Origin of the sequence: Streptomyces sp. NPDC051243, assembly GCF_044455405.1 — a bacterium.
Taxonomy (GTDB): domain Bacteria; phylum Actinomycetota; class Actinomycetes; order Streptomycetales; family Streptomycetaceae; genus Streptomyces.
On the sequence record NZ_JBITES010000001.1, the window covers coordinates 697,043 to 723,697 of the forward strand.

A 26,655-nucleotide genomic window follows, 5' to 3' on the forward strand; every position below is an offset into this window, starting at 1 on the left:
GCCGACGTCCGGGCGGGCCGCGGGGGCGTGGTCAGCGGATCCGTTCGCACCTCGTGTCGATGTCGGCAGGACGCAGCGGCCCCGCCGTGTCCCAGTCTTCACCCGTCCCCGGACGGCCGCACGTCGGACCTAGAAGCTGAAGGTCATGAACGCCCCGAGGCCGCGATCGGCCGCCTCGCCGAAGAACTCGACGAGTTCCTGGTAGGTGTCCTCGAGCCAGTCCTCGCCGCCGACCTCCCAGATGCGGGGGTACACATCCTCCTTGGTCATCTTCTCCGCGTCGTAGTGTGCCGCCAACCGATCCCACGGGGTGGCGCGCAGTTGACGTGCCACGGTCCTGACGTCGTCCGCGGAATACCCGAACAGGGTGCCGTCCTCCAGTATCGGGAACCCGTCCATCAGGAACTCGAGTTCCACGTCGGTCTCGTCGAGCAGGAACTGGAGGCCGGCCCACTTCTTGTCCAGGCCGACGTCGGGACGGCCCGGCAGCGGGTCGTCGTCGTTGTCGTAGAGCTCGTAGACGAACTCATCGGCCCAACTCGGGTCCTTCTCGGCCCTGTCCAGCTCTTCCGTGGTCGCGCCGACGAACGAAATGTACATGCCCATGGCAGGCAGTCCCCCTTGGGTGAAACGGCTTGGTGGACCGACCGTTCGACACCTTGATCGATCCGACGACGGCGAGTGTTCCACAGGGCACTGACAACGGCCCGATGCCCCTCTGTTACGCTCCCCGGGCCTCCCTCGGGGGAAGTCCGGTGAGAGTCCGGCGCTGACCCGCAACGGTGTGCGTGGGGACCTGGTGGTCCGCCGCGCGAGCCCGATCGCCCGTGGTTGGCGCGACCCGTTGACTGCTCGCCGTGGACTGCGAGAGGGGACCGCGCGGCCGGCACGGTCGTACGGGCTGTCTCCCTGCTCTCTGTTCACATGCGGCCCGAGGCGAAGGACCACCCCGCCCGTGCACCGAAGTCCGCCCCGGACACCGACACCGACCCCGACCCCGCGATCCGGTCCGTCGCGCGTCTCCGTCGTGCCACTCGCCCTTGTACTGGGGCTGGTTCTGCTCGTCTCGCTCGTGTGCGGGGTCGGGCTCGGAGCCGCCGGCATCGGGTGGGGCGATGTCTTCCGGCTGCTGTGGGCGGGGCTGACCGGCGGGGCCATCGACGCCCGTGACGTGGCCGCGTACACCATCGTCTGGGAGATCCGGCTGCCGCGCGCCGCGCTCGGCGCGGTCGTCGGAGCCGGGCTCGCGGCCGTAGGGGTCGCCGTGCAGGCGATGGTGCGCAACGCGCTCGCCGATCCGTTCGTGCTGGGTATCTCCTCGGGCGCCGCGGTGGGCGCCAACGCCGTGATCCTGCTGGGGGCGTTCGCGGGGCTGGGGGTCTGGGCGCTGTCCCTGTCCGCCTTCGGCTCGGCGCTCGTGGCGATGACGCTGGTGTACGCCGTGGCCCGCTCGCCGCACGGCCTCACCCCGCTGCGGCTGATCCTCACCGGGACGGCACTGGCGTACGGCTTCGAGGCCGTCACCACCGTCATGGTGTTCGGCGCCGCCCGGGGCGAGGCCGCCCGGTCCGCGATGATGTGGCTGCTGGGGAGCCTGGGCAGTGCGACCTGGGCCCAGGTGCCGCTCGCCGCGGTGACCGTGGCGGCCGGGTGGGCGTGGCTGCGGTGGCGGGCGGAGGCGCTCAACGCCCTTGCCATGGGGGACGAGACGTCCGCCGCGCTCGGCATCCGACCGGCGGGGCTGCGGCGGGAGTTGTTCCTCGTCACCGCCGCGGTGACCGGGACCGTGGTGGCGGTCAGCGGGGCCATCGGGTTCGTCGGGCTGATGGTGCCGCATGTCGTGCGGATGCTCGTCGGCGCCGATCACCGGCGGGTGCTCGCCGTGGCGCCGCTCGCCGGGGCGGTGCTGCTGGTGTGGGCCGACCTGCTGTCGCGGCTTCTCCTGGCGCCCGCGGAGCTGCCGGTCGGGGTGATCACGGCCGTCGTCGGGGTGCCGGCGTTTTTGCTGCTGATGCGGCGCGGCGGCTACGCCTTCGGAGGTCGGTGACCATGCGGCTGGACATCGAGGGCGTCACCGTCGACGCGGCCGGGGCGCGGCTCGTCGACGACATCCGACTCGCCGTGGACAGTGGGACGTTCGTCGGGCTCGTCGGCCCGAACGGCAGCGGCAAGTCCACGCTGCTGCGCTGTGTGTACCGGGCGCTGCGACCGTCCGGTGGCGTGGTGCGGCTGGACGGTGACGACGTGCACGCCATGGCGCCCCGGGCCGCCGCCCGGGTGCTGGCCGCGCTGCCGCAGGAGTCGTCGGCCGAGTTCGACTTCACGGTCGCCGAGGTCGTGGCCATGGGCCGGCTGCCCCACCGTGGCCGTACGGCCGCCGCCGACCGGGAGATCTGCGCCGCGGCCATGGACCGCACCGGCGTCTCCCACCTCGCCGACCGCGGATTCCTCGCCCTGTCCGGCGGCGAGAAGCAGCGTGTGCTGATCGCCCGTGCGCTCGCCCAGCAACCGCGGGTGCTCGTCCTGGACGAGCCCACCAACCACCTCGACTTCGCCCACCAGTTGGACGTGCTGTCCCTGGTGCGCACCAGCGGCGTGACCGTGCTGGCCGCCCTGCACGACCTGAACCTGGCCGCCGCGCACTGCGACGTCCTGTACGTCGTCGCCCAGGGCCAGGTCGTGGCCTCGGGCGCACCGCACGACGTGCTCCAACCCGACCTGCTCGCCGAGGTGTTCGGGGTCCGGGCCCATCCGGTACGGCACCCGCAGACGGGCACGGTCCAGCTCCTGTTCGACCTTCTGCCCCAGACACCCCGAGGAACCCTAGGACCCACATGCGCAAGCTCCTGACCACCGCCCTCTGCCTCGCCGCGACGGTCACCGCGACCGGCTGCGGGGCCACGGTCGAGAAGCCGGCGGACACCAAGTCCTCGGCGGTCACCCTCACCAACTGCGGCCGCGAGGTGACGTACGAAAAGGTGCCCGAGCGGGTGGTCACCAACGACGTCGGCATCACCGAGCTGATGTTCGCCCTCGGCCTGGAGGACCGCATGGCCGGGTTCGCCATGCCGGACGACAAGGGCGATCTGACCGACGTGCCGTGGAAGGACGGCTACGACAAGGTGAAGTGGCTGTCCAAGGACCAGCTCACCAAGGAGAACGTCCTGGACGCCCGCGCCGACCTCGTCTTCGCCGGCTGGAACTACGGCTTCCGCGAGGACGGCGGCTTCACCCCCGACGCCCTGAAGAAGCTCGACGTCCCCTCGTACGTCCTCACCGAGTCCTGCCGCAACGGCCGTACGAAGTCCTCGCGCGGCATCATGCCGCCCCTGGACGCCCTGTACGCCGACCTCACCAACCTCGGGAAGCTGTTCGGCGTCGAGCAGCGGGCCGCCACGCTGATCGCCGACTTCGAGAAGCAGGTCGCCGAGGTCCGGGCGAAGGCCCCCACGGGTGCCGACCGGCCCAGGGTGTTCCTGTACGACAGCGGCCAGGACCAGCCGTTCACCTCCGGCCGTTACGCCGCACCCGAGCAGATCATCAGCGAGGCCGGCGGGATCAACGTCATGCACGACGTCCAGGACTCCTGGACCACCGTGGGCTGGGAGAGCGTGGTGGAACGGGACCCCGACGTCATCGTGATCTGCGACTACGGTGACGTGAGCGCCGAGCAGAAGAAGGAGTTCCTGCTCTCCTACGCGCCGCTGCGGAACGTCTCCGCCGTCAGGCACAAGCGGATCTTCGTCCTCGACTACGTCGACCTGGTCGAGAGCCCGCGCAACCCGTCCGCCATCGCCCGCCTGGGCACCTACCTGCGGACGGTGGCCGAGAAGCGCTGACCGCCGCTGTCGCGCGCCCGCTCGAAGTGGCTCGGCCTGCCGTCGCGGTGGACCGGGCGGCCGAGCTGTTGCGCCCTGGCGCGGGGCATCAGGGTCCAGGTGCCGTCCGGCTCGTGCAGGGCGGCGGAGTGCCAGGGGGTGGTCCAGGCGTCGGGGGCGTCGAGGAGCCGGATGCCGAACTTGGCGGCGCCGGCCGGCTGGGGATGGATCGACAGGCGTACGGCACGCGGGTGGTGTTCGGCGATCAGGGCGCCCCAGGCGCGGCTGCGCTGGATGACGCCGTACGCCCGCCTGCGGCACTCGCGCTGGAGGGCGGAGCGGGTGCCGCGGAAGTCGGCGGTGTCCTCGACGAGGAAGCGGGTGATGCCCCGGTACAGCGCGAGGGTGGTGGCGTCGGTGCGGACCTCGGCGCGCAGGGCGTCCAGGGCGGGGGCGTAGCGGTCGTGGACGCGGGCGCGTTTGGTGTCGTGCGGGAGGTCGCCGAGGACGTCCCGCAGGTCGAAGACGGAGAGGTGGCGCAGGTCCGACTGGAGTATCAGCGCGCGCAGTTCGTCCGCGTAGGCGTCTATGTGGTGGTCGGGGACGCGGATCAGGTCACCGAAGACATGGCCGTCGGAGCAGATGACGACGTGGGCGCCGGGCGGGTGGATCCGCTCGATCTCCGTGCACAGCGTGTCCAGGAAGGTGAGGGAGAGACGCTCGCCCATGTCGGGGAGGTGGCCCAGGGTCTTGGCCGGGTTGGGCGACTTGCAGGGGAAGCCGGGCAGGGTGAACAGGACGGGGGCGTCCTCGCGGACGAAGTCGGTGATCCGGCGCAGCTGGTGGGGGAACGCGTCGGCCGTGGCGCGGGTCGTGTCGGTGGTGCGGTGGTGGGGCAGGAGGAGGTTCAGGATCCGCACACCGGTGGTCTTGGGCCGGGTGTCCGGTGCGGTCGTCAGCGGCATGTCGTTTCTCCGGGGCGTGCGGGCATGGCGGCATGGCGGCATGGCGGCATGGCGGCATGCCGCCTCGGTACGCCGGGCGCGGTGGGTCAGGTGGTGGGTTCAGCCGGGGATCCGGGATCTGGGTCTGGGATCCGGGATCCGGGATCCGGGATCTGGATCTGGGACCCGGGTCAGCCGGTGCCCGGCCTCACAGCCGCCGGTCGTAGCCGACGGGAAGACGGTTCGTGCCGCGGCCCAGGACTGCCGGGATCCACTCGATGTCCTCGTCCCTGACGGCGAGGTGCAGACCGGGCAGGCGTGTGAGCAGGGTGCCCAGTGTGATCTGGAGTTCGGCACGGGCGAGGGCGGCGCCGGGGCAGAAGTGGATGCCGTGTCCGAAGGCCAGGTGAGGGTTGGGCGAGCGGTCCAGGTCCAGCGCGTCGGGGTTCTCGAACCGGCGCGGGTCCCGGTTGGCCGCGCACAGCGAGACGATCACCGAGTCGCCGGCCGGGACCCGGGTGCCGTGCAGGTCACTGTCCTGGTCGAAGAAGCGCCAGGTGGTCAGTTCGAAGGCGCTGTCGTGCCGCAGGAGTTCCTCGACCGCGCGGGGCAGGAGGCCGGGGTCGTCGCGCAGCCGGGCGAGCTGCTCAGGGTGGCGGAACAGGGCGATCAGGGCCGTCGTGATCTGGTTGGTGACCGGTTCCTGGCCCGCCACCAGCAACTGGAAGATCATCGAGTCCAGCTCTTCCTGGGACAGTTCGCCCAGGTCACGGGCGCCGACGAGGTGGCTCAGCAGGTCGTCCTCCGCGTGCTCGCGTTTGTGGGAGACGACCTCGGCGATATAACTCTCCAGGCCGTGCAGCCGTGCCTCGTACAGCGCTCGCCCCGCATCCGTCGGCCCGACGGGCTGCACGGCCTTGCCCCAGTCGCGGTCGAAACGCGCGGCCAACTCCCCCGGCAGGCCGATGACCTCGGCGAGGACCTGGAAGGGAAAGCGGGCGGCGAAGCCGGCGACCAGGTCGGCGGGCCCGGTCTCCGGAAGGGCGTCGACCAGCGAGTCGGCCAGGTCCTGGAAACGGGGCCGCAGTCGCTCGATGCGGCGCGGCGTGAAGGCGTCCGTCACGAGGCCCCGCATATGGGTGTGCTTGGGCGGGTCCTGGTGGAGGAGATGGACCTGGAGCCGCGAGTGCTGCGGCTCGGGCATGATCGAGGCCCGGGCGCGCCAGCGGTCGTTGCCCCGGTCGTGGTTCTTGCCGAGACGGTCGTCGTTCAGGGCGGCGTGGGCGGCCTCGTAGCCGGTGACGAGCCACGCCTGGACACCGCTGGGGAAGAGGACGCGGTGGACCGGGCCGGCCTCCCGCATCCGCTCGTACAACGGGTAGGGGTCGGCCTTGTAGGGGCAGCCCATCAGCGGCACGGGCTCCGGAAGGGCCTCGGCGGCCGTCCCGGTTTCCTGGAGGGTCATGAACGAGGCTCCTCGGAGGGCGAGTTCGGGTTTGCGGTGGTCCACAGGGCGAGGTCTCCCGCGCGTCCCCTCCCCCGCACTGCGGGCTGGCGGACAGCAGCCTCGGTCCAGAGGTCGGGGACGCCGGGCACCGAGTTCCCGGACTCGGCCGGAAATGTGATGAATGCGGGGTCGGCCCCGAACGGCACGGTGCCGACCTCTACGGCGTCAGGCCGTGGCGATGCCGTCCAGCTTGCCGGACTTGGCGTCCGCGACCAGCGACGAGAACTGGTCGGCGCTCATCTGTACGCGTTGCCCGAAGTCGTCCGTCAGGACGACGCGGCGCTCGGCGGAGGCGGCGGGGTCGACGAACAGTTGCGGACAGCCGCAGTCGCAGTTGCCGCAGAAGGTCGCCACCGGGTCCAGGCCTTGGAAGTCGGTCATGGTGCACACCTTTCGTGATCGTGGGCGCTCACCGGCGTGACCGCCCGGGACCAGCCCCCGAGTCACCGCTCGGGGCCGACATGGGGATACCCGCGCCGGCCGGCTCCTCCGGCCCGCTCGGACCGTCCACCGGGGCCCGGTGATCGAAGGCGATCAGCGGGTCGCCGGTCAGCGGATGCTCCGCCACGGCCGCCCGCACGCCGAACACCTCGGCCAGCAGGGCCGGTCGCAGCACCTCGCGCGGCGGACCCGAGGCGACCACGTGGCCGTCGTGCAGCACATGCAGCCGGTCGCACACGGAGGCGGCGGCGTTGAGATCGTGCAACGACACCAAGGTCGTACGACGCCGGCCGCGCAGCAGGGCGAGCAGTTCCACCTGGTGGCGGATGTCCAGGTGGTTGGTGGGCTCGTCGAGGACCAGGACGTCCGGCTGCTGGGCGAAGGCCCGGGCCAGCAGGACGCGTTGGCGTTCGCCGCCGGACAGTTCGGTGAAGCGGCGCCCGGTGTGCCGGGCCATGCCGACGTCCGCGAGGGCGCGGGCGACGACGTCCCGGTCGGTGGCGTCCTCCCCGGCGAAGGCCCGCTTGTAGGGCGTACGGCCCATGGCGACGACCTCGCGGACGGTCAGCTCGAAGTCGCCGTCCCGCTCCTGCGGGAGAGCGGCGACATGGCGGGCCGCCTCGACCGGGCTCAGCCGGCGCAGATCGGTGCCGGACAGCAGGACGCGGCCGGCGACCGGCTCGAGGTGCCGGTAGACGGTGCGCAGGAGGGTGGACTTGCCGCTGCCGTTCGGCCCGACGAGGCCGGTGATCTCGCCCTCCGCCGCGATGAGACGGGCGCCGGCGACGACCGTACGACCGGCGTACGCGACGTGCAGGTCCTCGATGTCGATCCTCAACGTCCGCTCCCCAGGCGCCGGTCCAGCAGATACAGCAGGGCCGGTGCCCCGATGAGCGAGGTGACCACGCCGACCGGCAGCTCCTGGGTGTCCATGGCCGTACGGCACACGATGTCGACGACCACCAGCAGCAGCGCCCCGAACAGCGCCGAGACCGGCAGCAGGCGCCTGTGGTCACCGCCGACGAGGAGCCGGCAGACGTGCGGCACCATCAGCGCGACGAAGGCGATCGCGCCCGAGACGGCCACCAGGACACCGGTCAGCACACTGGTCACCGTGAACAGTTCGCGCCGCAGCCGGCTGACATCGATGCCGAGTCCGGCCGCGGTCTCGTCGCCCATCAGGAGGGCGTTCAGACCCCGGGCGCGCGCCTGGAGGAACAGCCACCCGGCCGGCACCGCGGCCGCCGGTACCGCCAGCAGGTCCCAGTTCGCGCCGCTGAGGCTGCCCATGAGCCAGAACAGCACGCTGTGGGTCTGCTGCTCGTCGCCCGCCTGGAGCACGAGGTAGCTGGTGAACCCGGACAGGAACTGCCCGATCGCCACCCCGGCCAGCACCAGCCGCAGCGGCGCGAATCCGCCGCCGCGCCGGGCCACGGCCCACACGAGCGCGAAGGTGGCCAGGGCACCGGCGAAGGCCGCCCCGGACAGACCGAGGCCCAGCGCCCCACCGGTCCCGAGGCCGAGCACGATCGCGGCGACCGCGCCCAGGGAGGCGCCGCCCGAGATGCCCAGGAGGTACGGGTCGGCCAGCGGGTTGCGCACCAGCGCCTGCACCGCCGCGCCCACGAGACCGAGGCCGGCGCCGACGAGTGCGGCCAACAGGGCGCGCGGCACCCGCAGTTGCCACACGATCAGGTCGTTCGTGCCGGGACGCGGCGCCTCGCCGGACAGCCGCCGCCCCACCACGCCCCACACCTCGCCGGACGGGACGGGCGTCGAGCCCCAGGCCACGGCGGCCGTCAGCGCGGCGAGGAGGACAACGCCCAGTACCGACGCCAGCGGCCCGGCGGGCAGCGTACGGGGCTCGGGAGCCGCCTCGCGCCGCGACAGCAGGGGGGTCACGGTCAGCCGACCTTGCCGGGGTACAGCGTCTTCGCGATCTCCACGACCGTGTCGGCGTTGGTGACCCCGGCGATGGTGGTCCGCTCCGAGCCGATGCGCAGGAGATGGCCTTCCCTGACGGCCTTCAGGCCCTTGGTGGCGGAGTTGGACTCCAGCCACCTCTGTGCCTCGTCGAAGGCCTTCTCGTTCGCCGCCTCGCTGCCCCGGTTGCGCACGCCGAGCTGGATCCAGTCGGGGTTCTTGGCGATGACGTCCTCCCAGCCGACCTGCTTGTGGTCGCCGTCGCAGTCGGCGAAGACGTTGCGGGCCCCGGCAAGGGTGATGACCGCGTTGGCGACCTGGCGGTTGCACACGGCGATGGGCTGCCTGGTGCCGGCGTCGTAGTCGAAGAAGAAGTACGTGGGCCGCTCGTTCTCGGGCGTGCCGCCCACCGCCTTCCGTACGGCGTCCACCTTCGCCTTCATCCCGTCGACGAGCTCCCGCGCCTTCGCGCTCGTCCCGGTGACCGCGCCGAGCGAGGTGATGTCGTCCTGGACGGCGGCGAGGTCGGTGACCGGCCTCTTGCTCATCGCGGCGCAGGCCGTCGACTTCAGGAAGGTGTGTTTGATGCCGGCCGCCTCGAACTCCTCCTCGGTCGGGGCGTCCCCCATTCCGCCGCCCATGTTCATCGAGGCGAAGGTGTCGATGTACAGGTCGGCTCCGGAGCCGAGGAGTTTCTCCTTGGGGATGACGGTGTCACTGAGCACCTTCACCCGCTGTGCCCGCGCGTCGAGTTCTCCGGGCAACGTGCCCTTGCCGGGCGGGAAGCCGGTGCCGATCACCCTGTCCCCGGCGCCCAGCCGGAGCAGCAGTTCCAGGCTGGAGGCGTTGCTGGTGACGATGTTCCGCGGGGCTTCGGTGAAGGTGGTCCTGGCGCCCGCGCAGTCGGTGACGGTGACCGGGTGACCCGCCGAGCCGCCGTCCTTGCCGGCCGAGGGACCCGCCTGGTCGCCGCCCCCACCGCCGCAGCCCGCCGCCAGCAGGCCGCCGAGAACCGCGGCCGTCGTGGCCCGCCCCACACGAGAACGCATCGAAACTCCCCGAAATCACTGGATACACGGGCGGAACTCCGCCGCCCGATCCAGTAGTCGGGGCGAACCCGGTGTCAGTTCCCGTCGGCGGAAACTGACACCGGGTCTCCCGGTCAGGCCGCCGCGGCAGCCGGTTCGGCCACCATCACCGCGTCCGCCTCGGCCTCGGCCTCGGTCAGCAACTCGACGAGGGTCGCCCGGGCGCGGGCCACGCGCGAGCGGACCGTCCCGACGGGGCAGTCGCTCAGCTCGGCCGCCTCCGCGTAGGGCAGGCCCGCCAACTGGGTCAGCACGAACGCCTCGCGGCGCTCGTCGGGCAGCGCGTCCAGCAGGTCGAGCAGGGCGACGCCGTCGTCGAAACCGGGCAGGCCGGTCGGCTGGGCGCGTTCCGCCAGCAGCGTCCAGTCGTCGGCGTCGGACAGTCGGGGCCGGGCCGCGGCGTACCGGTGGCTGTCGATCACCGCGCGGCGCGCGATGGACAGCAGCCAGGCACGCGCCGACGAGCGGCCCTCGAACCGGTGCAGGCTGCCGAGCGCCCGCAGGAACGTGTCCTGCGCCAGGTCGTCGGCGGCCTGCGGATCGGCGGACAGATGGGCCACGTACCGCACGACGTCACGGTGCAGGGAGCGGACGAACCGGTCGGCCGCGTCCGGGTCACCGCTGCGGGCGGCGAGCGCCCAGGCGGTCGTCGCCTCGTCCCACGAGGCCGTCTTGGAGGGGGTGTCCGCCATCGTGTGTCTCACGCTGGCCGCGCGTGAGGAGGGCAGGGCAGGAGTGATCACCTGAATCCTTCTCGGGTAGACCGGGCTCCGGTGCGGCGAAAGGCACGGCGAAGGACCGGCGGCGGGCACGACGGCTCCGCCACCGGGCACCTGGGCACGTGAGACGTACGGGTACGTACGCCGTACCGGAGGAGTCCGGGGTTGCGGGGAACGGCCGTACGCGGGTACGGCCGAGGCCCGAGGCGCGGCCGGCGTCGACGACTCGACGTCCGTATCCGCACGGCCTCGGGGAACCGGCTGTCTCAGACGACAGCGATCCCCGCCGGAGGCCCCCGAGAGGTGATCGTGTGGACGAGCGGAAGCAGCCGCGGCGCCCGGTCGGAACGGCCGCGGCGCGGCCGCAGACGCGGGCGGTGCGGCGGCGCGGGCAGGACGAGCGACAGCCGCAGCGGGGCGGCCAGCCACCCGGCGACGGCACGCAGGATGCGGAACGCGGCCCGCTCACCGTGGCCCATCCACAGTCCGCACAGCAGCGCGGCGAGGGTGTGGGCGGCGAGCATGCCGAAGGAGGACGTACCGGCCATGTCGTGGCCCATGGATGTGTGGCCCATGGACATGTGGTCCGCGCCCATGTGCCCCATGTCCACAGCACCCATGGCACCCATGGAGCCTGTGTGCTGTGACACGGCGCCCATGTCGTGGCCGGCAGCGGTGGAGGTCTGCGCGTACTCGAAGGCCGCGTGCAGTCCGCCCTGGGCGGCCACCACGACGGTCACGACCAGCGGCAGCCCGCGCTCCCGGCCGGCCAGGCACCAGCCCGCGCCGCCCGTGAGCAGGACACCGGCCGCCAAGGTCCACCACGGGACCGTCGCGCCCGACATCAGTACGTGACCGAGGGCGGCGAGCAGCACACAGACGGCCGCGAACACCGCAGCCCGTACCGTGCGCACACACCACCCAGCAGTCATGACGGCCCTCATCCTCGCATCCCGGGCCCGCTCGTCACGGGTGGGTACGCACAACACCCCCGTCCCGAACTCAAGCCCAGGAGAGTGATACAGGACACACCGCCAGGAGGGAACCGGGCGCGCGTCCCGACCGACTCTTAGTGGTGAGGGGCAGGCTTCACGGATCCTTTGACTCCTTCGACTTCTCCGGGCCCTCGGAGTCCTCGGAGTCCTTCGGGTCCTCGCCCGGGCGGACCACCACCGCCGACGCCTCGACCCGCCCGCCGTGCTCGAAGTGCAGCGTGAACGGCACGACATCCCCCGGCCGCCAACCCGCGTTCGCCCGCAACGTCACATCCAGCCCGAACGGGGACATGGCGAGGCCGTCCCCGGCCGGGACCCGGGCCGAGTCGACGGTCTGCGCGTACGCCATGTGTCCGCTGGTCATGCGATGCCTGCTGAGCGCCGTCTCACCGCCGACGGCGGACGACGTCACCTTCAGAAGCCGGTCGTCCGCACCCCCGGTGTTGGTGATCCGGAAGAACGCGGCGGTGTCCCGGACGTCGCCGTACGGCAGGAAGACCCGCCCGTCGGTGACCGCGATCCGCGCCGGGCTGCCCGCGCCGCCGGAGTTGACCCAGGCGGTCAGGCCGCCCAGGGCGACGCCGCACGCGGCGATCGGGGCGAGTGCGGCGAGCAGGCCGTCGGTGACACGGCGGCGGCTCGGGCCCCAGGCTCCGGGGTCGGCCGTGCGCGCGGTCCTGGCGGCGGTCATCGGGCACGCTCCCCGGCGCCGACGCGCTTCCGGCCCGCACCCTGCTCACGCCCCTGTCCCTGCCCCTGCCCCTGGCCCGCCACCCGCTGACGGCCGCGAGCGGGCCCCGGCCGCCATGCCCGCAGCCGCAGGCTGTTGCCCACCACGAGCAGCGAGCTCACCGACATGGCCACGGCGGCGACCATCGGGTTGAGGAGGCCGACCATCGCGAGCGGCACGGTCACCGCGTTGTAGCCGAACGCCCACAGAAGGTTGGCGCGGATCGTGCCGAGGGTGCGCCTCGCGAGCCGTACGGCGTCCGCGAGGGCCTCGATGTCACCGCGCACCAGCGTCACGTCGGCGGCCCCGATGGCGGCGTCCGTGCCCGTGCCCATGGCGATGCCGAGGTCGGCTCCGGCCAGCGCGGCCGCGTCGTTGACGCCGTCGCCGACGACCGCGACCCGGCGGCCCCGCTCCCTCAGCTCCTGTACGAGGCCGGCCTTGTCCTCGGGGGTGCAGCGCGCGTGCACCTCCTCGATGCCGAGCGCGGAGGCGACCGCGCGGGCGGGCGCCTCGCGGTCGCCGGTGGCCAGCACCGGGTGCACGCCGAGGCGCCGCAGCCGGTCGACGGCCCGGTAACTGCCCGGACGTACGACGTCACCGATCTCGATCAGCGCCGCCGTCACCCCGTCGACGCGGACGAGTACCGGTGTGTGCGCGGCGGCCTCGGCCACCGGCAGCGCGTCCGCGAGCGCCGCGGGCAACTCGTCGTCCGGCGCGAGGACTTCGACCAGCCGGCCCTCGACCCGGCCGCGCACGCCCCGGCCCGCCTCCGCGCGGAAGTCGCGTACCTCGGTCAACGGCTCCCGCAGGGTTCTGCGGGCGTACGCGGCGATCGCGCGGCCCAGCGGATGTTCCGAGCCCTGCTCCACCGCCCCGGCCAGCCGCAGCACCGCCTCCTTGCCGAGCCCGCCGGGCACGGCCGTGACCCGGGCGACGCTCATGTGCCCGGAGGTGAGGGTGCCCGTCTTGTCGAGGACGACGGTGTCGATGTGCTGGAGCCCCTCCAGTGCCTGCGGGCCCCGCACCAGGACGCCCAGCTGGGCGCCGCGTCCGGTGGCGGCCATCAGCGCGGTCGGGGTCGCCAGGCCCAGCGCGCAGGGGCAGGCCACGACCAGGACGGCCACGCACGCGGTGATCGCCGCCTGCGGATCCGCCCCGGCCCCGAGCCAGAATCCGAGCACGGTGACGGCCAGCGCCAGCACCACGGGCACGAACACCCCGGCCACGGCATCGGCCAGCCGCTGCGCCCGCGCCTTTCCGGCCTGGGCCTCCGTCACCAGTCTGGTGATGCGCGCGAGTTGGGTGTCGGCGCCCACGGCATCGGCCCGTACGAGCAGCAGCCCGCCCGCGTTGACCGCACCGCCCACGACCGCCGAGCCGGGGCCGACCTCTACCGGTTCGCTCTCGCCGGTGACGAGCGAGAGGTCCACGGCGGAGTTGCCCTCGACGACCGCGCCATCGGTCGCGACCCGTTCGCCGGGCCTGACGACGAAGGCCTGCCCGACCACCAACTCCTCGACGGCGATACGGCGTTCGCTGCCGTCGTCGTCCCGTACCGACACGTCCTTCGCGGCCAGCCGGGCGAGTGAGCGCAGTGCCGCACCGGTGCCGTGCCGCGCCCGCGCCTCCAGGAAGCGGCCGGCCAGCACGAACAGCGGGACGCCGACGGCCGCTTCGAGGTACAGGTGCGCGCCGCCGTCCGAGGCCGAGGTCAGCAAAGTGAACGGCATCCGCATGCCGGGCGCACCCGCGCCGCCGAGGAACAGGGCGTACGCCGACCAGGCGAAGGAGGCCACCACGCCCAGGGAGACCAGCGTGTCCATGGTGGCCGTCGAGTGCCGCAGGCCGCGCAGCGCCCGAGCATGGAACGGCCAGGCACTCCACACGGCGACCGGCGCGGACAGCACGAAGCACAGCCACTGCCAGTTGCGGAACTGCCAGCCGGGCACCATCGACAGCACGAGCACCGGCACGGCGAGCAGGGCGGTGACCAGCAGCCGCACGCGGTCCTGCCGGGCGTCCGCGGAGTTCGGTTCGCCGCGTCGCTCGCGTTCCTGGCCTTCGCGCCGCTTCGGCCGCTCGGGCAACGCCGCCGTGTACCCGGCCTGTTCGACCGTCGCGAGCAGGTCCTCGGGGCGGACGTCCGGCGGATGGCTCACCCGGGCGCGTCCGGTGGCCAGATTGACCGTCGCGGTCACGCCCTCCAGCTTGGCGAGCTTCTTCTCCACCCGGCGTACACAGGCCGCGCAGGTCATCCCGCCGACGGCCAGGTCGGTGGTGGTCATCGGGGGTGCCGGTTCGACGGCCATCAGTGGCCGCCTCCGTGCCGCATGTCCGTGTCCCCCGTGTCCGCGCCGCCTCCGGCACCGCTCGTTCCGGAGCGGTGCATGCCGGGTGCGACGGGACCGGCGGCCGACCCGACGGCGTACGACACGGTGAAGATCAGGGCGAGCAGCAGCACAAACCCGCAGAGGGCGGGCGGCACAAGTGGGGGGAATCTCATCAACGGCCTCCTGACGCACGTACCGCTTCAGGAGTCGGGCGCGGAGGGCGGGGAGTTCCCGGCCCTCCGGCGGTTCACCTCATCCGGATGCCCCGAGGAGCCGCCGCTCACGAAGCCGCGCCGCGCCGGCTCCTGAACCACCACGCGCCCGCGCCGAGCACGACGACGGCCGCGCCGATGCCGATCGGCAGGGCCACCGGGATGCCGTCGTCGCCGTCGGTGCCGTCGGCCGCCGCCTCCGCCGACGCGCCGGCCGGGGCGGTGGCCGGCCGGTCCGAGGGCGCCGCCGCCGTCGGCTCCTCGGTGGGTGTGGGGCTCACGGCCTTCGCGCCGGGTGCGGCGGCCTTCAGTTCCAGTCGCGGCGCGGGGTGGCCGTGCCCGTGGCCGTCGCCCTCGCTCTCCTCGTCCAGTTCGATCCAGCGGTCCACCTGGCCGTCGCTGTACGTCTGGAGGGTCTTGAAGACGAGCGCCCTGGTGTCGGGCAACTGCCGTACGGTGACGACGTACTCGGCGTCCTCCCCGACGGCGAGCTTCGGCCCGGACACGGTGTAACCGCGATCGGTGGGTGCGAGTTTCCAGCCCTTCGGGCCCTCCTTGTAGGTGATGTCGGCCGGGGTGATGCCCTCGGGCAGGATCACCTCCAGCTCGCTGATCCCGGCGGAGGCGGACTCCGACTCCGCGGTGAAGGTCAGCGCGACGTTCTGGTCGAGCGCCCGGGCGCCCTCCGCCTCGACCTCCGCGTGCGCCGCGGCGGGTCCCGCGAGGGCTACGGCGGCCGCGAAGGCGACCGCGGTGAGGGCGCCGGTGCGGCGCAGGCTGCGGGTCAGGGTGGGGCGGGGCACGTGTGACTCCCTCGTACCGGTGATGTGGTCGCTGCATTCAAGCGCAGGGGTGCCCTCGACGCGAGGGACTCCTGTCATCCCGAGGGCCCCTCGACCTCGCGCGGGCGACGCAGACAGGAGGTGACGACCACGAACGGCCAGACCGACTGAATGGCCGTCACAAGGCGTTCCGCGGCTCCGGCGGCACCGTCGTAGTGCAGCTCGACCATGAACCAGGCGGCGCTCACGACCATCAGAACGGTCGCGGTGAGGGCGGGCACGGGCCGCAGCCCCCAGGGCGCGGTGCCACGGCGATCGCTGGCCAGCACCGGCCACACCGCCAGCAGCGCGAAGCCGACAGCGACCGCCGAACCATGCCGCAGCGAACCTCCGCTGCTCGGCGGCGGCAGCAGAGCCACCAGGAACGCGGCCGCTCCTCCCGCGCCCAGCGCCACCCGGCCGGGCAGCGCGGCCGGGCGCAGACCCAGGGCGGTGATCATGTGGCAGATGCCGAGGCCGGCCAGCGCCGCGGTCATCACCCAGAATCCCGCGGCCCCGTAGGCCGCCAGGACGCTGATCGTCTGGGTGGCGGGGTCGTAGGTGGGTCCTTCGAGCAGCGCCGCGATCGTCCAGCCGGCGATCAGTACGGCAGGCGCGCACCCCGACGACAGCAAGGCCCAACCAGGGACAGGTCGCATCGAACCACCGTAAAACGCGCCTCAGGTCCATCCCGCCACGCACACGCCGCGTCATCGCCCGTGTGTGGCACGGGCGCGCCAGGTGAGCTACGAGGAGTCGGTGGCCGTCCGAGGAGTCGTTCGCGACGACGGTCGGCGCCCACGGACGACATGGCACGCCAAGTCTTCGAACGAGCGGAGGAGTTGAGGTGGGCGACCATGCGACCCTCGTCGAGGACGACCGGGGGAACGGCCGTGCGGCCGTCGAACGCATCGGGTGGAATCGCCAGGATGCGCCAGAGTGCGCCACCCCTTCCGGCACATAGAAATATCCACCAGCATGAAGGGCCCTGCACCGGACAGCAGGGCAGAGAGTGCTGGGGGTTGGACATGCAGCGCACCATGGGGAAGCAGGCCGTCGAGTGGCTCGCCGCGGCGGCCAGGGATCCCCGCTCGTGCAAACGGCAGTGGGACCAGGGCGCGGACGCGGTCCTGCTGGAGGCCGGGCGGCTGTGGGATGTGCTCTCCGTTCCCGAGCACCTCGGCCTGGGCGCCCTGGATCTCCTGAGACGGGCCCGACTTCGGACCCGGGGCCCCGTGCTGGTGAACTGCGGGGCGCGCAGAGTCGGCTTCTTCCTGCCGCCCGATGCGGGCACCGAGTGGGTCGGGCCCGGCGTACGTCATGTCGGCCGGGGGTCATGGGTCGCCGTACCGCCGCCCGACCGGTCCGCCGGATGGCGCCTGGAGTGGCTGCAGGCGCCCGACGGAACCGGCGCCCTGTACAACCCCGATCTCGTGAAGCTGGCGCTGCGCGAGGCCGGCGGTGCCGCTGCCGTTCCGGCGCGCGTCAGCCGGTCGTAGGCGGGGCGGAGACGCTGACACGCCCGCCGCTGCCCTTCCACTCCCACAGCTCCACCGGGCCGGGAAGGCCCCGGGGGACGACGACGGCCGGGACACGCTCGCTCGTGTCGCCCGCCCGCAGGCCCGGGCGGTCGCCGTGGCCCTCGCCCGGTGCGGACTGGAGAGCCCTGACCAGGCCGGTCCACCGGCCGACCGCCCAGGAGGTGACGGCCTGTCCGGGGCCGCCGGCCACGGCGACGGAATCCCACCATGTGTCACGGCGCCGGGGCACGGCACGGCCGTTGGCCTGCCACTCGGCGACCAGCGCCGCGTAGATCGACGGCTGGGCCCGGACACCGGTGACCGGTACGACGTACGTCACGGGTGCGGCATCGCCTCCTAGGACTCGCCGCGCCGACTCAGTGCTGTCCATGCCCGGGCAACGCCGAGGTGTGCGCCGGTGGTACGCCGGCGGGCCTCGCCACCACCCAGTCGGGTGAGACCGTCCCCCGGATGGAGCCGTGGTCTGTTCGACCCCGCGTCCACCCACGATCGAGACAGGAGCCGCTGCCATCGACGGACGACAGCACTTTCCCACCTTCTCCGGCCCGATCTTCGCCGACCCCGGCTTCGCCGGCGTCCGGGACGACACCGACGAGACCCCCGACTGCCCGTGGTGCGCCGCCCTGCGCGAGACGGACCCGCCGTCGGGCGGCCGGCCGTCCGGGCCGTCGGGACGACGGCACGACCCATACGTCTCCGGAGCCCAGTACGACGACTGGTGAGGCCGGGACGGCTCAGGGCCGCCCTTCGGGGCCGCGCTCGCTGCGCTCGTGCAGCTGGGCGGCGAGCACGGCGACGTCGTCCTCGGCGTGCCGGGCGTCGAGCCGGGCCAGCGCCGTGTCGATGACGTCCTCGACCCCGGCGGCGGTCTCGAACGAGACGCCGGCCAGCCGGTCCAGGGAGTGGTCGATGTCCTCGCCGCGGTGCTCGACGAGCCCGTCGGTGAACAGCACCAGCGTCTGGGCCGGGTCGAGCTGATAGGTGGCCGGCTCGTAGCCGCCGAGGCCGGTGCCCAGGGGTGGGCCGACCGGCACCGGCAGCAGTGAGGTGCGGCCGCCCGCGTCGATCACGGCCGGGGGCAGATGACCGGCGCTGGCGAAGGTCACCTGCCCGCGATCGGGATCGACCCGGGCGATCAGGCAGGTGGCCGGCCGGCGCTCGGGTTCCGCGGAGGCGCTGTCGTCGAGCTGGCGCAGCACGCGGTGCGGTGGCAGGTCGGCGGAGGCGATGTAGCGCAGCGAGGAGCGGTACGCCGTCATGTCCACCGCGGCCTCCAGACCGTGGCCCATGACGTCGCCCACGACGAGCAGCGTACGGCCGAAGTGCAGCCGGACGGTCTCGCACCAGTCGCCGCCGACCAGCGTGCTCTGCCCGACGGGCAGGTAGCGGATGGCGACGTCCAGGTTCGGGTGCGGGCGACCCGGTTCGGCGAGCAGGGCGCGCTGGAGCCGGCCGACGATGCCCCTGACCCGCTCGTGCTCCTGGGCTCCTCGGATGTGGGAGGCGGCGCGTTCGGCGAGCAGGGCGAGCAATCCGGTCTCCGCCGGGGTGAAGAGGGCTCGGTCGCGGGCGCAGACCAGTCCGCCGTAAGGGTGCCCGTCGGTGGCCAGCGGCACGCACAGCGCGGGGCGGGTGCCGCCGGACACATCGGAGGGGGTGGGGTCCGCGGCCTGGCCGAGGGCGTTCGCCCCCCGCACCGCGGCCAGGGCCCACCGGACGTCGGGCAGCAGCGCCGGGTCGCCGCTGACGGCCTCGTACTCCGCCTCTGCCTCGCTTCCGGCCCGCAGCACGGCCGCCGTGCCGCCCACCTGCCGGACGGCCTCGCGGGTGAGCTCCGCACACGTCACGTTCTCGTCCAGCGTGGTGCCGATCCGGGCCGTCGCCGCGCGCAGCTCGCTCAGCCGGGACGGCTCGCCGGCGTCCCCCTCGGGAACGCCGCCGGGCGCGACGGGGACCACCGCCGCCGGCCTGTGAAACGACCTGAACCAGCGCACCACACAAACACCCTAGAACGGGAACAAATCCCCGCGGCCTGCCCGCCGGCTGCCGGGCGCCCGCGGTGCCTCCGGGAGAGCGGCGGCGAGCACACAGAGCGTGCGGGTGGCGACAAGGCGGGGAGGGCGACGAGGGGCGGACCCGGCGTGCTCGGCCGACGCGGGGGCGCACGCCCTGCTCTCTGCCTGTTTGGCGCGCGGGCGCTCACCCCATACGGGGAATTGAGCTCCCGACGTATGGCAGGGGCACCCGGCACCCGGTGCACTGAGGGCCCACCGGTCATCGCACCGAGAGTCCACAGGTCATCGGGAGGCTCTTCTTGGCACTCATGGAGTGGACGAAGTCAATGGCGTGGCTGGCCGCGGCGTCGGAGGACCCCGGCGCCTGCAAGGAGGAGTGGCAGAACGGCACCACCGGGGTCGCACTCCTCGCGGCCGGACGGTTCTGGGACGTGCTGATCGTGCCGGAACAGCTCGGGCTGCGCGTCGCCGAGCTCCTGGAGGAGCTGCCGCTGCTCGAAGCGGGGCCCTGTCTGCTGGACGCCCGCCGGCGAAACGTGGGCTTCTTACTGCCCCCGGAACCGCAGACCACGTGGATCGGCACCGGCGTGCGGCTGCTCGGCGCGGGGACGTGGATCACCGCTCCCGCCCCGCACTGCCGCTGGGGCGCGCTGCGCTGGCTCGTCCCGCCGGACGGCAGCGGGACCCTGACCATGCCGGACGTCCTGGAAGTGGCCCTGCAGCGCTGCGCCGGCGAACTGTCCCGCCTCCAGGGCCGCCCCGCATCCGGCGGGCACAGCCGGACGGCACCGGAGGACGGGCAGGTCGACGGCGCGCCGATGGTGCGGGAGTGCGCGGCACGCGGATACCTGCGGCCCTGACCGGCCCAGGCTCTTCCTGACCGGCCCCGGTTCCTTCCGGGTCGGCCCAGGAAGCTCAGCCGCACCCGCCGGTCCGGGTTGTCCCGGTTGGTGTCCGCCGAACTCCGTTGAGACAACCGCCAAGATACCCGAGCGCGGATTCTCCACCGGATACGTCATCGGAATCACGCCACATCACGCGGGAGCGTGAAAAACGCCAGGTCAGCAAGCGTTTCGTGGTCCTTGCGGGCGGGTGCCGGGGCCCTCAGAATCCGCCTGCATCGCGCGAGCCGTGGCGGGCGGATTCTCCGACAGGTCGATCCCGATCGGGTGGGCCCCTGCAATGGCCGGCCAAGCGGAAACGTAGGCGCTCGCCGCTCGGTCCGTGGGTGCTGACGGCTCTCCCGGCCCGGCACCTGCCCCCGGGGAGCCATGGACCGCCCTAAAATGGAACAAATCATCCACCGACAATCGAGGGCAACGTGTCGGCCAACGGTGGGGCATCGAACTTGTACCCGTTCGGCGCCGCAAGTGTCGGCGAAGCGCCCGAGCGCGACGACGCGCTGGTCAGTGCCGTCGTCAGTGCCGTGGAGCTGACCGAAGCGCATGCCGGAAGTGTGTTTCTGCTCTCCGGCGACCACCGCTCGCTCGTAGTGGCCGCGTCGTGCGGGTCGCCACCCTCCCTGCTCAGCGGGTGGCGTCGGATACCGGTGAGCAGCGGTCTGCCAGTGGCGGAGGCGTACCGCTCCGGGCGCATGATCCATCTGGCCGGCGCGGAGGAGACGATGCGGCGCTTCCCGCAGCTCTCGGTCGCCCTGCCCTACCCGTTCGGCTCTGCATCCGTCCCCGTACGGGCGGGCGAGCGGACCTTCGGCACCATGGCCGTGGTGTGGACGGCCAGGCCGGACGGGACAGGGCTGTCGAGGGCGCAGCGCAGGCAGCTTCGCTCCGCCGCCGACCGGCTGGGCACCACCCTCGCCGGACTGCGGGCCCGCGGCGCGCTCGGTGAGTACGACGAGCGGGCGGCTCCGGTAGTGGTCCCGCTGCCGTCCGCTCCGGTGATCCGGGTGGGCCTGTTCGACTGGAATCTCGACACCGGAGCACTCACGGCCGACGACGAGCTGTGCGCGATCTTCGGAATGCCGCCCCACGAGTTCGACGGACGGGCGACCACCCTGGCGGCCCTGATCGAGCCCGCGGATCTGCCCGGCTTCCGGTCCGCCGCCCGTGCCGCGGTCCAGGAACGCCACGTACTGGCACACTGCCTGCGCATCCGGGACGGCCGCGGAGGCCACCACACCGTCGAGCTGTGGGGCCGGGTGCCCGAGAGCCCTGACGACCTGGAGGCCTCGGCCCATCTGGTCGGCGCCGTACTCGACTCCGGGAGCCGCATGGCCGCCGTGGCGGCGATCGAACAGCTCGCCGACGGCTTCTTCGCGCTCTCGCCCGACGGACGCGTCGCCTACGCCAACCACAGCCTGGAGAACCTGCTGCGGGTCCGCCAGGACGAACTGCTCGGCCGACACCCCTGGGACGTCCTGCCCTGGCTGGCCGATCCCCTGTACGAGGACCGCTACCGGGCCGCCCTGGTCTCCCAGCAACCGGTCTCTTTCCTGGTCCGCCGCCCACCGGCCACATGGCTGGTCTTCTCCCTCCACCCGGGCGCCCAGGGCATGACGGGATGGGTGGCACCAGTGCGACAGCCCGTACCGGCCGGCACCGGCCCCGGTGCAACCCTCACGGAAGGGGGGCCGCCCGCTTCCTGGTCCCCTCCGCCCGCAGCCCCGCGCGTGGGTTCCCTCTACCGGGTGCTCACGCTGGGCAGCGCGCTCACCGAGGCGGTCACCGCGCACGAGGTGTTCGAGGCCGTCGCCGAGCAACTGCTGCCCGCTTTCGGCGGTCAGAAGCTGGCGATGGCCGTGGTGGAGGAGCGGCGCCTGCGCCTGCTCGATCAGCGCGGCTACTCGAAGCGCTTTCTCGCCCGGTTCGAAGGCACTCCGCTGCATGCCCGGCTGCCCGTGACGGACGCGCTGACCTCCGGGACCCCGCTGTTCGTCGAGTCCCGTGAGGAGCTTCTCGAGACCTACCCCGGGATCATGGTCAGTCAGGCCAACTCCTGGGCGTTCCTGCCCTTGATCGCCTCGAACCGACCGGTCGGCGTCTGCCTGCTCGGCTTCAACGACGTCCACCGATTTCCCGACGAGGAGCGCGGAGTCCTCACCGCGCTGGGCGGCCTGATCGCCCAGGCTCTGGAACGCGCCAGGCTCTACGACGCCGAATTCGCCCTCGCCCGCGGCCTGCAGAACGCGCTGCTGCCGCGCCGGCTGCCCACACTGCCGGGTCTTGATGTCACCGGACGCTATCTTCCGGGCACCAGAGGGATGGACATCGGCGGCGACTGGTACGACGTCATCCCCACCGGCGACGAGGTCGCGCTGATCGTCGGGGACGTCGAGGGGCACAACGTCGCCGCCGCGGCGGCCATGGGCCAGCTGCGCAGCGCGGTGCGGGCCTTCGCCACCGCCGGCCACCGGCCGAGCGACGTCGTCACCAACACCAACCGGCTCCACATGGACCTCGACCCGGCGCTGCTCGCGAGCTGCTGCTACGCCCGGCTCCATCCTCGCTCGGGGGTCTTGCGCATCGTCCGTGCCGGCCACGCCCCGCCCTTGCTGCGCCTGCCCGACGGGCAGGCCGAAGTCCTGGATGTGCCCGGCGGCCCGCTGCTCGGCATCGACACAGCGGCACACTTTCCGGAGTCGGAGCTGCGCCTCGTACCCGGGTCGATCCTGGCCCTGTACACGGACGGACTGATCGAGAGGCGTGACTCGGACATCGATTCCGACGTCGACCGGCTCCGGGCGTCACTGGCCCGCATGGGCGGGGGCCGCCTGGAGGATCTGGCCGACGCGCTGCTGCGGGACGCCCGCCGGTCCGCCGACCGGGCGGACGACATCGCCCTCCTGCTCACCGAGTACGCCCCGCCACCGCAGACGGCGGCAAAGCCGACGCCCGCACACGCCGGCTCCGGCCCGCCGCCGTGACGCAGCAGGCTCTCCGACGCCGTGATGTGAAAGGGGGCCACATATCCGCTGGCCGACGGCCGGAGAAGCCCTGCAGGAACGGCGGCTCGGGCACGGTGGCCGCCTGGTGCTGCTCGCTGGACGCCGCCGAAGGCCAGGACGGCCGGTCGCCTCGGCGAGCGGGTCCGGGTCGGGGCGGGCCGGCCGCACCGTTGTCTCGCCCGGCTGCTCCCAGTCCAGCCAGTGTCCGCAGCGCAGCAGGAAGGCGCGTAGCCGGGTGGTCAGTTCGGCCGGCCGAGCGGGCTCGATCGCCCCGGTCTCAGCTCCCCGCAGGGCGGCGCCGAGTATCGCGCCGCGCTCCGCCTTCAGCCAGGTCAGTGCCTCGTCCGTGGTCCGGAAGCGGTGCTCGCTCTACGACGGCTGCGGCCACGTAGTCGATGCCCGCGCTGTGGCCGGGGCGCAGCAGTTGGTCGGCGGCACGACGTCGCCGCCCGCGCGGCGGGCACGAGCATCGGCGAGCCCGTCGACAAGCTCTACCCCCGCCTGTCCGGCACGTCGATGGCCACTGCGCACGTGGGGGCGGCGGTGCTGCTCGCCCAGCGGCACCCAGACTGGAGCGGGCGGCAGCTGAAGGCGGCCCTGGTCTCCTCCGCCGATCCGGCAGCCGCGCAGCCGGTGTTCGGCACCGGCTCGGGCCGCCTGGACGCGGCGCGCGACGAGGCAGCAGATGTACGCCGAGACTGGCGCCGTCTCCCCGCGGCTCCTGGCCGACGAGGTGAAGCCATCGGTGCGGGCGAGCGCGCCTTCGGCGCAGAACGGGCGTGCAGCACCGTCTGAACTCAGAGGGTGGGATCATCGAACTGCTCAAGGAGAACCTCGGCCGGTGTGCTGACCTTGGCGGTGGACGGGCCGCCGCCAAGAGGTTGTTCGGTCCAGATGACCTTGCCACCGGATGTGTACCGCGTTCCCCATCGCTGAGCGTGCTGGGCCACAAGGAACAGCCCCCGCCCACCCTCGTCCATGGTGGCCGCCCGGCGCAGACGCGGCGAGATACTGCTGCCGTCCGACACCTCGCAGGTCAAAGAGCGCCCGTGCAGCAGTCGTACCCTGATCGGTGGCGATCCGTACCGGATCGCGTTCGTGACCAACTCGCTGATGATCAGTTCCGTGTTGAACCCGATCTCTTCCTCCCTCCACTCACGCAACTTCTCCCTGCAGTGCGCCCGAACCGAGGCGACCGCTGCATGGTCCGGCGGCACGTCCCACTCCGCCACGCCCGGCGGCGGGAACACCCGGGTACGCGCGATCAGCAGTGCGATGTCATCGGCGGGGTGTCTCGGCACCATCGCGTCGACCACCGCCTGACAGGTCTCCTCGGGCGTGCATTCCGCCCCGGCTCGCTCCAACGTCCGACGCAGCCCGTTCAGCCCGACGTCGATGTCGCGGGTGCGGTCCCGCACCAGCCCGTCGGTGTACAGCACCAGTCGTGAGTGCTCGGGCAGGTGCAGTTCACGGGTTTCGAAGGGGTAGCCACCCAGTCCGAGTGGGGGAGATGCCGGCACGTCCGCACAGGTGACGGTCCCGTCGGGGCGCACCACTACCAGGTCGGGGTGTCCGGCACGGGCCGCCGTGCACGCTCCTGCTATCGGGTCGTAGATCGCGTACAGACACGTCGCTCCCGTCACCCCCTGCCCCTCGTGCGCTTCCATCGCCTCGCCGGTGCTCTCCTCGCTGTCCATACGCACGACCAGGTCGTCCAAGTAGCCGAGCGCCTCGTCCACGGAGAGGTCCAACGCGGAGAGGTTCTGTACGGCGGTGCGCAGCCGCCCCATCGTCGCCGCGGCGTGCAATCCGTGACCGACGACGTCACCCATTACCAGCGCCACTCGCCCGCCCGGCAGCGCGATGAGATCGAACCAGTCCCCGCCCACCCCTGCCTCCGCCGGCAGATACCGCCAGGCCACCGCCAGTGCATCCTGCTCCGGTTGCCCCCGCGGCAGCAGACTCCGCTGCAACGTCACCGCCATCGTGTGCTCGCGGGTGAACCGTCGCGCGTTGTCGATGGCCACCGCCGCCCGCGCGGCCAACTCCTCCGAGAAGGACAGGTCCTCCTGCTCGAACGCCGGCGAATCCCCCATCCGGTAGAAGTTCGCCACGCCCAACGCAACACCTCGCGCCTGCAGGGGCACGGTCACCAGCGAATGCACCCCCAGCTCCAGCGCCCTGCGCGTGCGATCCGGGTTCTGCTCCTGCCACCCCCGCGCCTTTCGCAGGTCCGCCTCCAGCACCGCCAGGCCCCGCTCCAACGCCCGCATCTGCGGCGTCGCCGGGGAAAGCGGGATCCTTTCGTCCACCGGATACAGCGGCAAAGCCTGCTGCTCGCCGCTGATTGCCGCACGCCGCAGCTGTCGCCATTTCTCCGCCGTCGGCTCATGGCCTTCCAGCACCGCATCCAGCAGATCGACCGTGACGACGTCGGCGAACCGCGGTACCGCCACCTGAGCCAGGTCCTGAGCCGTACTCACCACATCCAGCTTCGTCCCGATCCGCACCCCCGACTCATAGAGCAGGTCCAGCCGCCCCCGGGCCGCCTTTGCCCGCCCCGACACCACCGTCAGTTCCGTGGTGTCCCGCAACGTCACCACGCTGCCCCCTCCGGCCCGGTGCGGGAACGTGGGCCGCTTGTTCACCGCCAGCAACCGACCCTCCACCACGTGCACCTCGTCCGTGACCGCCTCCCCCGACGCCAGCATGCGCGTGATCTCCACCGGCAGACCCAGCTCCCGCACATGCCGTCCCTCCGCGTCCACCGACAGACTCAGCAGCCGCTTCCCCTCATCGTTGGCCAGCAGCAACCGTCCATCGGCGTCGGTGATCAGGACCCCTTCCCGCACCGCGTGCAGGACCGCGTCGTGGTGCTCGTACATGCGCGTGATCTCGGCCGGGCCCAGGCCATGGGTCTCCCGCTGCAGCCGCCGGGTCACCAGAACTGTCCCGCCGACAGCCAGAGCCAGCGCGGCCGCACCGGCACCCAAGGTGATCGGCAGCTGCGGCATCCACAGTCTCGCCACGTTCTTGACCGTGATCCCGGCGGACACCAGGCCGACGACCTCGCCGTCGGCATCGGTCACGGGGACCACTGCCTGGACGGCCGTTCCCCGGCCCGCCGGCAGGGGCGGCCCGCCCGCCTCCTCGATGGTGGTGCGGCCTTCCAGCGACGGTTGAATGGTGCCGACGAACTTCTTCCCTATCTCTTCCGGGTACGGGTATGTATAGCGAATCCCGTTGGTGTCCATGACAACGATGAAGTCCACACCCGCACTCTTACGAGCCGCTTCCGCACGCGGCTGCAGCACCACCGTCGGGTTCGGGCTGCGCAGCGCCTCGGCCACGCCTGGGGCCTCCGCAAAAGCCTGGGCCGCGACGACCGATTCCCGACGCCCCTGCTGCAGCGCGTCACGGGCCGCCTGAAGCACAACGGAGGTCACCCCGGCCGCGACCAGCAGCACGACGATCAGGATTTCGATGAGGAACACCCGCCCGGCGATGCTGCGCGGGTTCAGCAGGGACTCGCGACGATTACGTGGCTGCCCGGCAAACGGATGGCTCGACAGCTTCCGATGCAGCCAGGAAGGTCCCTTCGCGATTGCATTCATGGCGTCCGCTCCGGTTCGGCGAGACATCACCAGCGTATGCGCGCGTAGGC

At 72.5% G+C, this 26,655-nt stretch carries 25 protein-coding genes and 1 riboswitch; of the genes, 8 read left to right on the forward strand and 17 right to left on the reverse strand.

Annotation, left to right across the window (positions count from 1 at the left end):
* Nucleotides 1-129 precede the first annotated feature (129 nt).
* Nucleotides 130-606 (reverse strand): YfbM family protein, encoded by a 477-nt coding sequence (locus ACIBAG_RS03050; protein WP_399100280.1) that lies wholly within the window; start codon nucleotides 604-606, stop codon nucleotides 130-132.
* 138 nt (nucleotides 607-744) lie between these two features.
* A riboswitch (cobalamin riboswitch) is annotated at nucleotides 745-827 on the forward strand.
* A gap of 200 nt (nucleotides 828-1,027) precedes the next feature.
* Between ACIBAG_RS03050 and ACIBAG_RS03055 the strand changes: the two genes are divergently transcribed.
* From ACIBAG_RS03055 to ACIBAG_RS03065, 3 genes are read left to right on the forward strand one after another with little or no spacing between them, the layout of a single operon-like run.
* Nucleotides 1,028-2,047, forward strand: a complete 1,020-nt coding sequence (locus tag ACIBAG_RS03055; protein WP_399100282.1) for a FecCD family ABC transporter permease — start codon at nucleotides 1,028-1,030, stop codon at nucleotides 2,045-2,047.
* A 2-nt stretch (nucleotides 2,048-2,049) separates the two neighbouring features.
* Nucleotides 2,050-2,850 carry an ABC transporter ATP-binding protein gene (locus ACIBAG_RS03060; RefSeq protein WP_399100284.1) on the forward strand — a complete coding sequence of 267 codons (801 nt, stop codon included), beginning with the start codon at nucleotides 2,050-2,052 and terminating at the stop codon, nucleotides 2,848-2,850.
* On the forward strand, nucleotides 2,835-3,839 hold the full coding sequence (locus ACIBAG_RS03065) for an ABC transporter substrate-binding protein (RefSeq protein WP_399100286.1): 1,005 nt from the start codon (nucleotides 2,835-2,837) through the stop codon (nucleotides 3,837-3,839). Before ACIBAG_RS03060 ends, ACIBAG_RS03065 begins: the two co-directional genes overlap by 16 nt.
* On the opposite strand, the gene ACIBAG_RS03070 is transcribed toward ACIBAG_RS03065, so the two are convergent.
* The 13 genes from ACIBAG_RS03070 to ACIBAG_RS03130 all read right to left on the reverse strand — a co-directional run bounded on the left by ACIBAG_RS03070 (nucleotide 3,809) and on the right by ACIBAG_RS03130 (nucleotide 16,190).
* Nucleotides 3,809-4,783 carry an L-tyrosine/L-tryptophan isonitrile synthase family protein gene (locus tag ACIBAG_RS03070; RefSeq protein WP_399100288.1) on the reverse strand — a complete coding sequence of 325 codons (975 nt, stop codon included), beginning with the start codon at nucleotides 4,781-4,783 and terminating at the stop codon, nucleotides 3,809-3,811. The genes ACIBAG_RS03065 and ACIBAG_RS03070 overlap by 31 nt on opposite strands.
* 187 nt (nucleotides 4,784-4,970) lie before the next feature.
* Complete coding sequence (locus ACIBAG_RS03075) at nucleotides 4,971-6,227, reverse strand: cytochrome P450 (protein ID WP_399100290.1); 1,257 nt, start codon at nucleotides 6,225-6,227, stop codon at nucleotides 4,971-4,973.
* A 207-nt stretch (nucleotides 6,228-6,434) separates the two neighbouring features.
* Nucleotides 6,435-6,650 carry a hypothetical protein gene (locus ACIBAG_RS03080; protein ID WP_399100292.1) on the reverse strand — a complete coding sequence of 72 codons (216 nt, stop codon included), beginning with the start codon at nucleotides 6,648-6,650 and terminating at the stop codon, nucleotides 6,435-6,437.
* Between the two features lie 28 nt (nucleotides 6,651-6,678).
* The gene (locus tag ACIBAG_RS03085; RefSeq protein WP_399100294.1) at nucleotides 6,679-7,548 is read right to left on the reverse strand and encodes an ABC transporter ATP-binding protein; all 870 of its coding nucleotides are present in this window, start codon (nucleotides 7,546-7,548) and stop codon (nucleotides 6,679-6,681) included.
* On the reverse strand, nucleotides 7,545-8,612 hold the full coding sequence (locus tag ACIBAG_RS03090) for a FecCD family ABC transporter permease (protein ID WP_399100296.1): 1,068 nt from the start codon (nucleotides 8,610-8,612) through the stop codon (nucleotides 7,545-7,547). The genes ACIBAG_RS03085 and ACIBAG_RS03090 overlap by 4 nt, the downstream gene beginning before the upstream one ends.
* 2 nt (nucleotides 8,613-8,614) lie before the next feature.
* On the reverse strand, nucleotides 8,615-9,682 hold the full coding sequence (locus ACIBAG_RS03095; RefSeq protein ID WP_399100298.1) for an ABC transporter substrate-binding protein: 1,068 nt from the start codon (nucleotides 9,680-9,682) through the stop codon (nucleotides 8,615-8,617).
* 113 nt (nucleotides 9,683-9,795) lie between these two features.
* The gene (locus ACIBAG_RS03100) at nucleotides 9,796-10,464 is read right to left on the reverse strand and encodes a sigma-70 family RNA polymerase sigma factor (protein ID WP_399100300.1); all 669 of its coding nucleotides are present in this window, start codon (nucleotides 10,462-10,464) and stop codon (nucleotides 9,796-9,798) included.
* A 242-nt stretch (nucleotides 10,465-10,706) separates the two neighbouring features.
* A complete protein-coding gene (locus ACIBAG_RS03105; RefSeq protein WP_399100302.1) occupies nucleotides 10,707-11,372 on the reverse strand; it encodes a hypothetical protein in 666 nt (221 codons plus the stop codon).
* 157 nt (nucleotides 11,373-11,529) lie between these two features.
* Complete coding sequence (locus ACIBAG_RS03110) at nucleotides 11,530-12,126, reverse strand: copper chaperone PCu(A)C (RefSeq protein ID WP_399100304.1); 597 nt, start codon at nucleotides 12,124-12,126, stop codon at nucleotides 11,530-11,532.
* Nucleotides 12,123-14,477, reverse strand: a complete 2,355-nt coding sequence (locus tag ACIBAG_RS03115; protein ID WP_399100306.1) for a heavy metal translocating P-type ATPase — start codon at nucleotides 14,475-14,477, stop codon at nucleotides 12,123-12,125. Before ACIBAG_RS03115 ends, ACIBAG_RS03110 begins: the two co-directional genes overlap by 4 nt.
* On the reverse strand, nucleotides 14,477-14,671 hold the full coding sequence (locus ACIBAG_RS03120) for a hypothetical protein (protein WP_399100308.1): 195 nt from the start codon (nucleotides 14,669-14,671) through the stop codon (nucleotides 14,477-14,479). Before ACIBAG_RS03120 ends, ACIBAG_RS03115 begins: the two co-directional genes overlap by 1 nt.
* A 107-nt stretch (nucleotides 14,672-14,778) precedes the next feature.
* Complete coding sequence (locus ACIBAG_RS03125) at nucleotides 14,779-15,513, reverse strand: DUF1775 domain-containing protein (RefSeq protein ID WP_399100310.1); 735 nt, start codon at nucleotides 15,511-15,513, stop codon at nucleotides 14,779-14,781.
* Between the two features lie 74 nt (nucleotides 15,514-15,587).
* On the reverse strand, nucleotides 15,588-16,190 hold the full coding sequence (locus ACIBAG_RS03130) for a DUF998 domain-containing protein (RefSeq protein WP_399100312.1): 603 nt from the start codon (nucleotides 16,188-16,190) through the stop codon (nucleotides 15,588-15,590).
* A 369-nt stretch (nucleotides 16,191-16,559) separates the two neighbouring features.
* On the opposite strand from ACIBAG_RS03130, the gene ACIBAG_RS03135 reads away from it, so the two are divergent.
* Complete coding sequence (locus tag ACIBAG_RS03135; RefSeq protein WP_399100314.1) at nucleotides 16,560-17,030, forward strand: hypothetical protein; 471 nt, start codon at nucleotides 16,560-16,562, stop codon at nucleotides 17,028-17,030.
* Here ACIBAG_RS03135 and ACIBAG_RS03140 read toward each other — a convergent pair.
* On the reverse strand, nucleotides 17,017-17,391 hold the full coding sequence (locus tag ACIBAG_RS03140) for a hypothetical protein (protein WP_399100316.1): 375 nt from the start codon (nucleotides 17,389-17,391) through the stop codon (nucleotides 17,017-17,019). The genes ACIBAG_RS03135 and ACIBAG_RS03140 overlap by 14 nt on opposite strands.
* Nucleotides 17,392-17,530: 139 nt before the next feature.
* On the opposite strand from ACIBAG_RS03140, the gene ACIBAG_RS03145 reads away from it, so the two are divergent.
* Nucleotides 17,531-17,794 (forward strand): hypothetical protein, encoded by a 264-nt coding sequence (locus tag ACIBAG_RS03145; RefSeq protein WP_399100318.1) that lies wholly within the window; start codon nucleotides 17,531-17,533, stop codon nucleotides 17,792-17,794.
* A 12-nt stretch (nucleotides 17,795-17,806) separates the two neighbouring features.
* Here ACIBAG_RS03145 and ACIBAG_RS03150 read toward each other — a convergent pair whose 3' ends face one another.
* Nucleotides 17,807-19,030: a PP2C family protein-serine/threonine phosphatase gene (locus ACIBAG_RS03150; protein ID WP_399100320.1), complete on the reverse strand. Its 1,224-nt coding sequence runs from the start codon at nucleotides 19,028-19,030 to the stop codon at nucleotides 17,807-17,809.
* 365 nt (nucleotides 19,031-19,395) lie between these two features.
* Between ACIBAG_RS03150 and ACIBAG_RS03155 the strand changes: the two genes are divergently transcribed.
* From ACIBAG_RS03155 to ACIBAG_RS03165, 3 genes are all read left to right on the forward strand, one after another.
* Nucleotides 19,396-19,947: a hypothetical protein gene (locus tag ACIBAG_RS03155; RefSeq protein ID WP_399100571.1), complete on the forward strand. Its 552-nt coding sequence runs from the start codon at nucleotides 19,396-19,398 to the stop codon at nucleotides 19,945-19,947.
* 488 nt (nucleotides 19,948-20,435) lie between these two features.
* Nucleotides 20,436-22,970 (forward strand): SpoIIE family protein phosphatase, encoded by a 2,535-nt coding sequence (locus tag ACIBAG_RS03160; protein WP_399100322.1) that lies wholly within the window; start codon nucleotides 20,436-20,438, stop codon nucleotides 22,968-22,970.
* Between the two features lie 381 nt (nucleotides 22,971-23,351).
* A complete protein-coding gene (locus ACIBAG_RS03165) occupies nucleotides 23,352-23,786 on the forward strand; it encodes a S8 family serine peptidase (protein WP_399100325.1) in 435 nt (144 codons plus the stop codon).
* Between the two features lie 2 nt (nucleotides 23,787-23,788).
* On the opposite strand, the gene ACIBAG_RS03170 is transcribed toward ACIBAG_RS03165, so the two are convergent.
* Nucleotides 23,789-26,605 (reverse strand): SpoIIE family protein phosphatase, encoded by a 2,817-nt coding sequence (locus ACIBAG_RS03170; RefSeq protein ID WP_399100327.1) that lies wholly within the window; start codon nucleotides 26,603-26,605, stop codon nucleotides 23,789-23,791.
* Nucleotides 26,606-26,655: the final 50 nt, after the last annotated feature.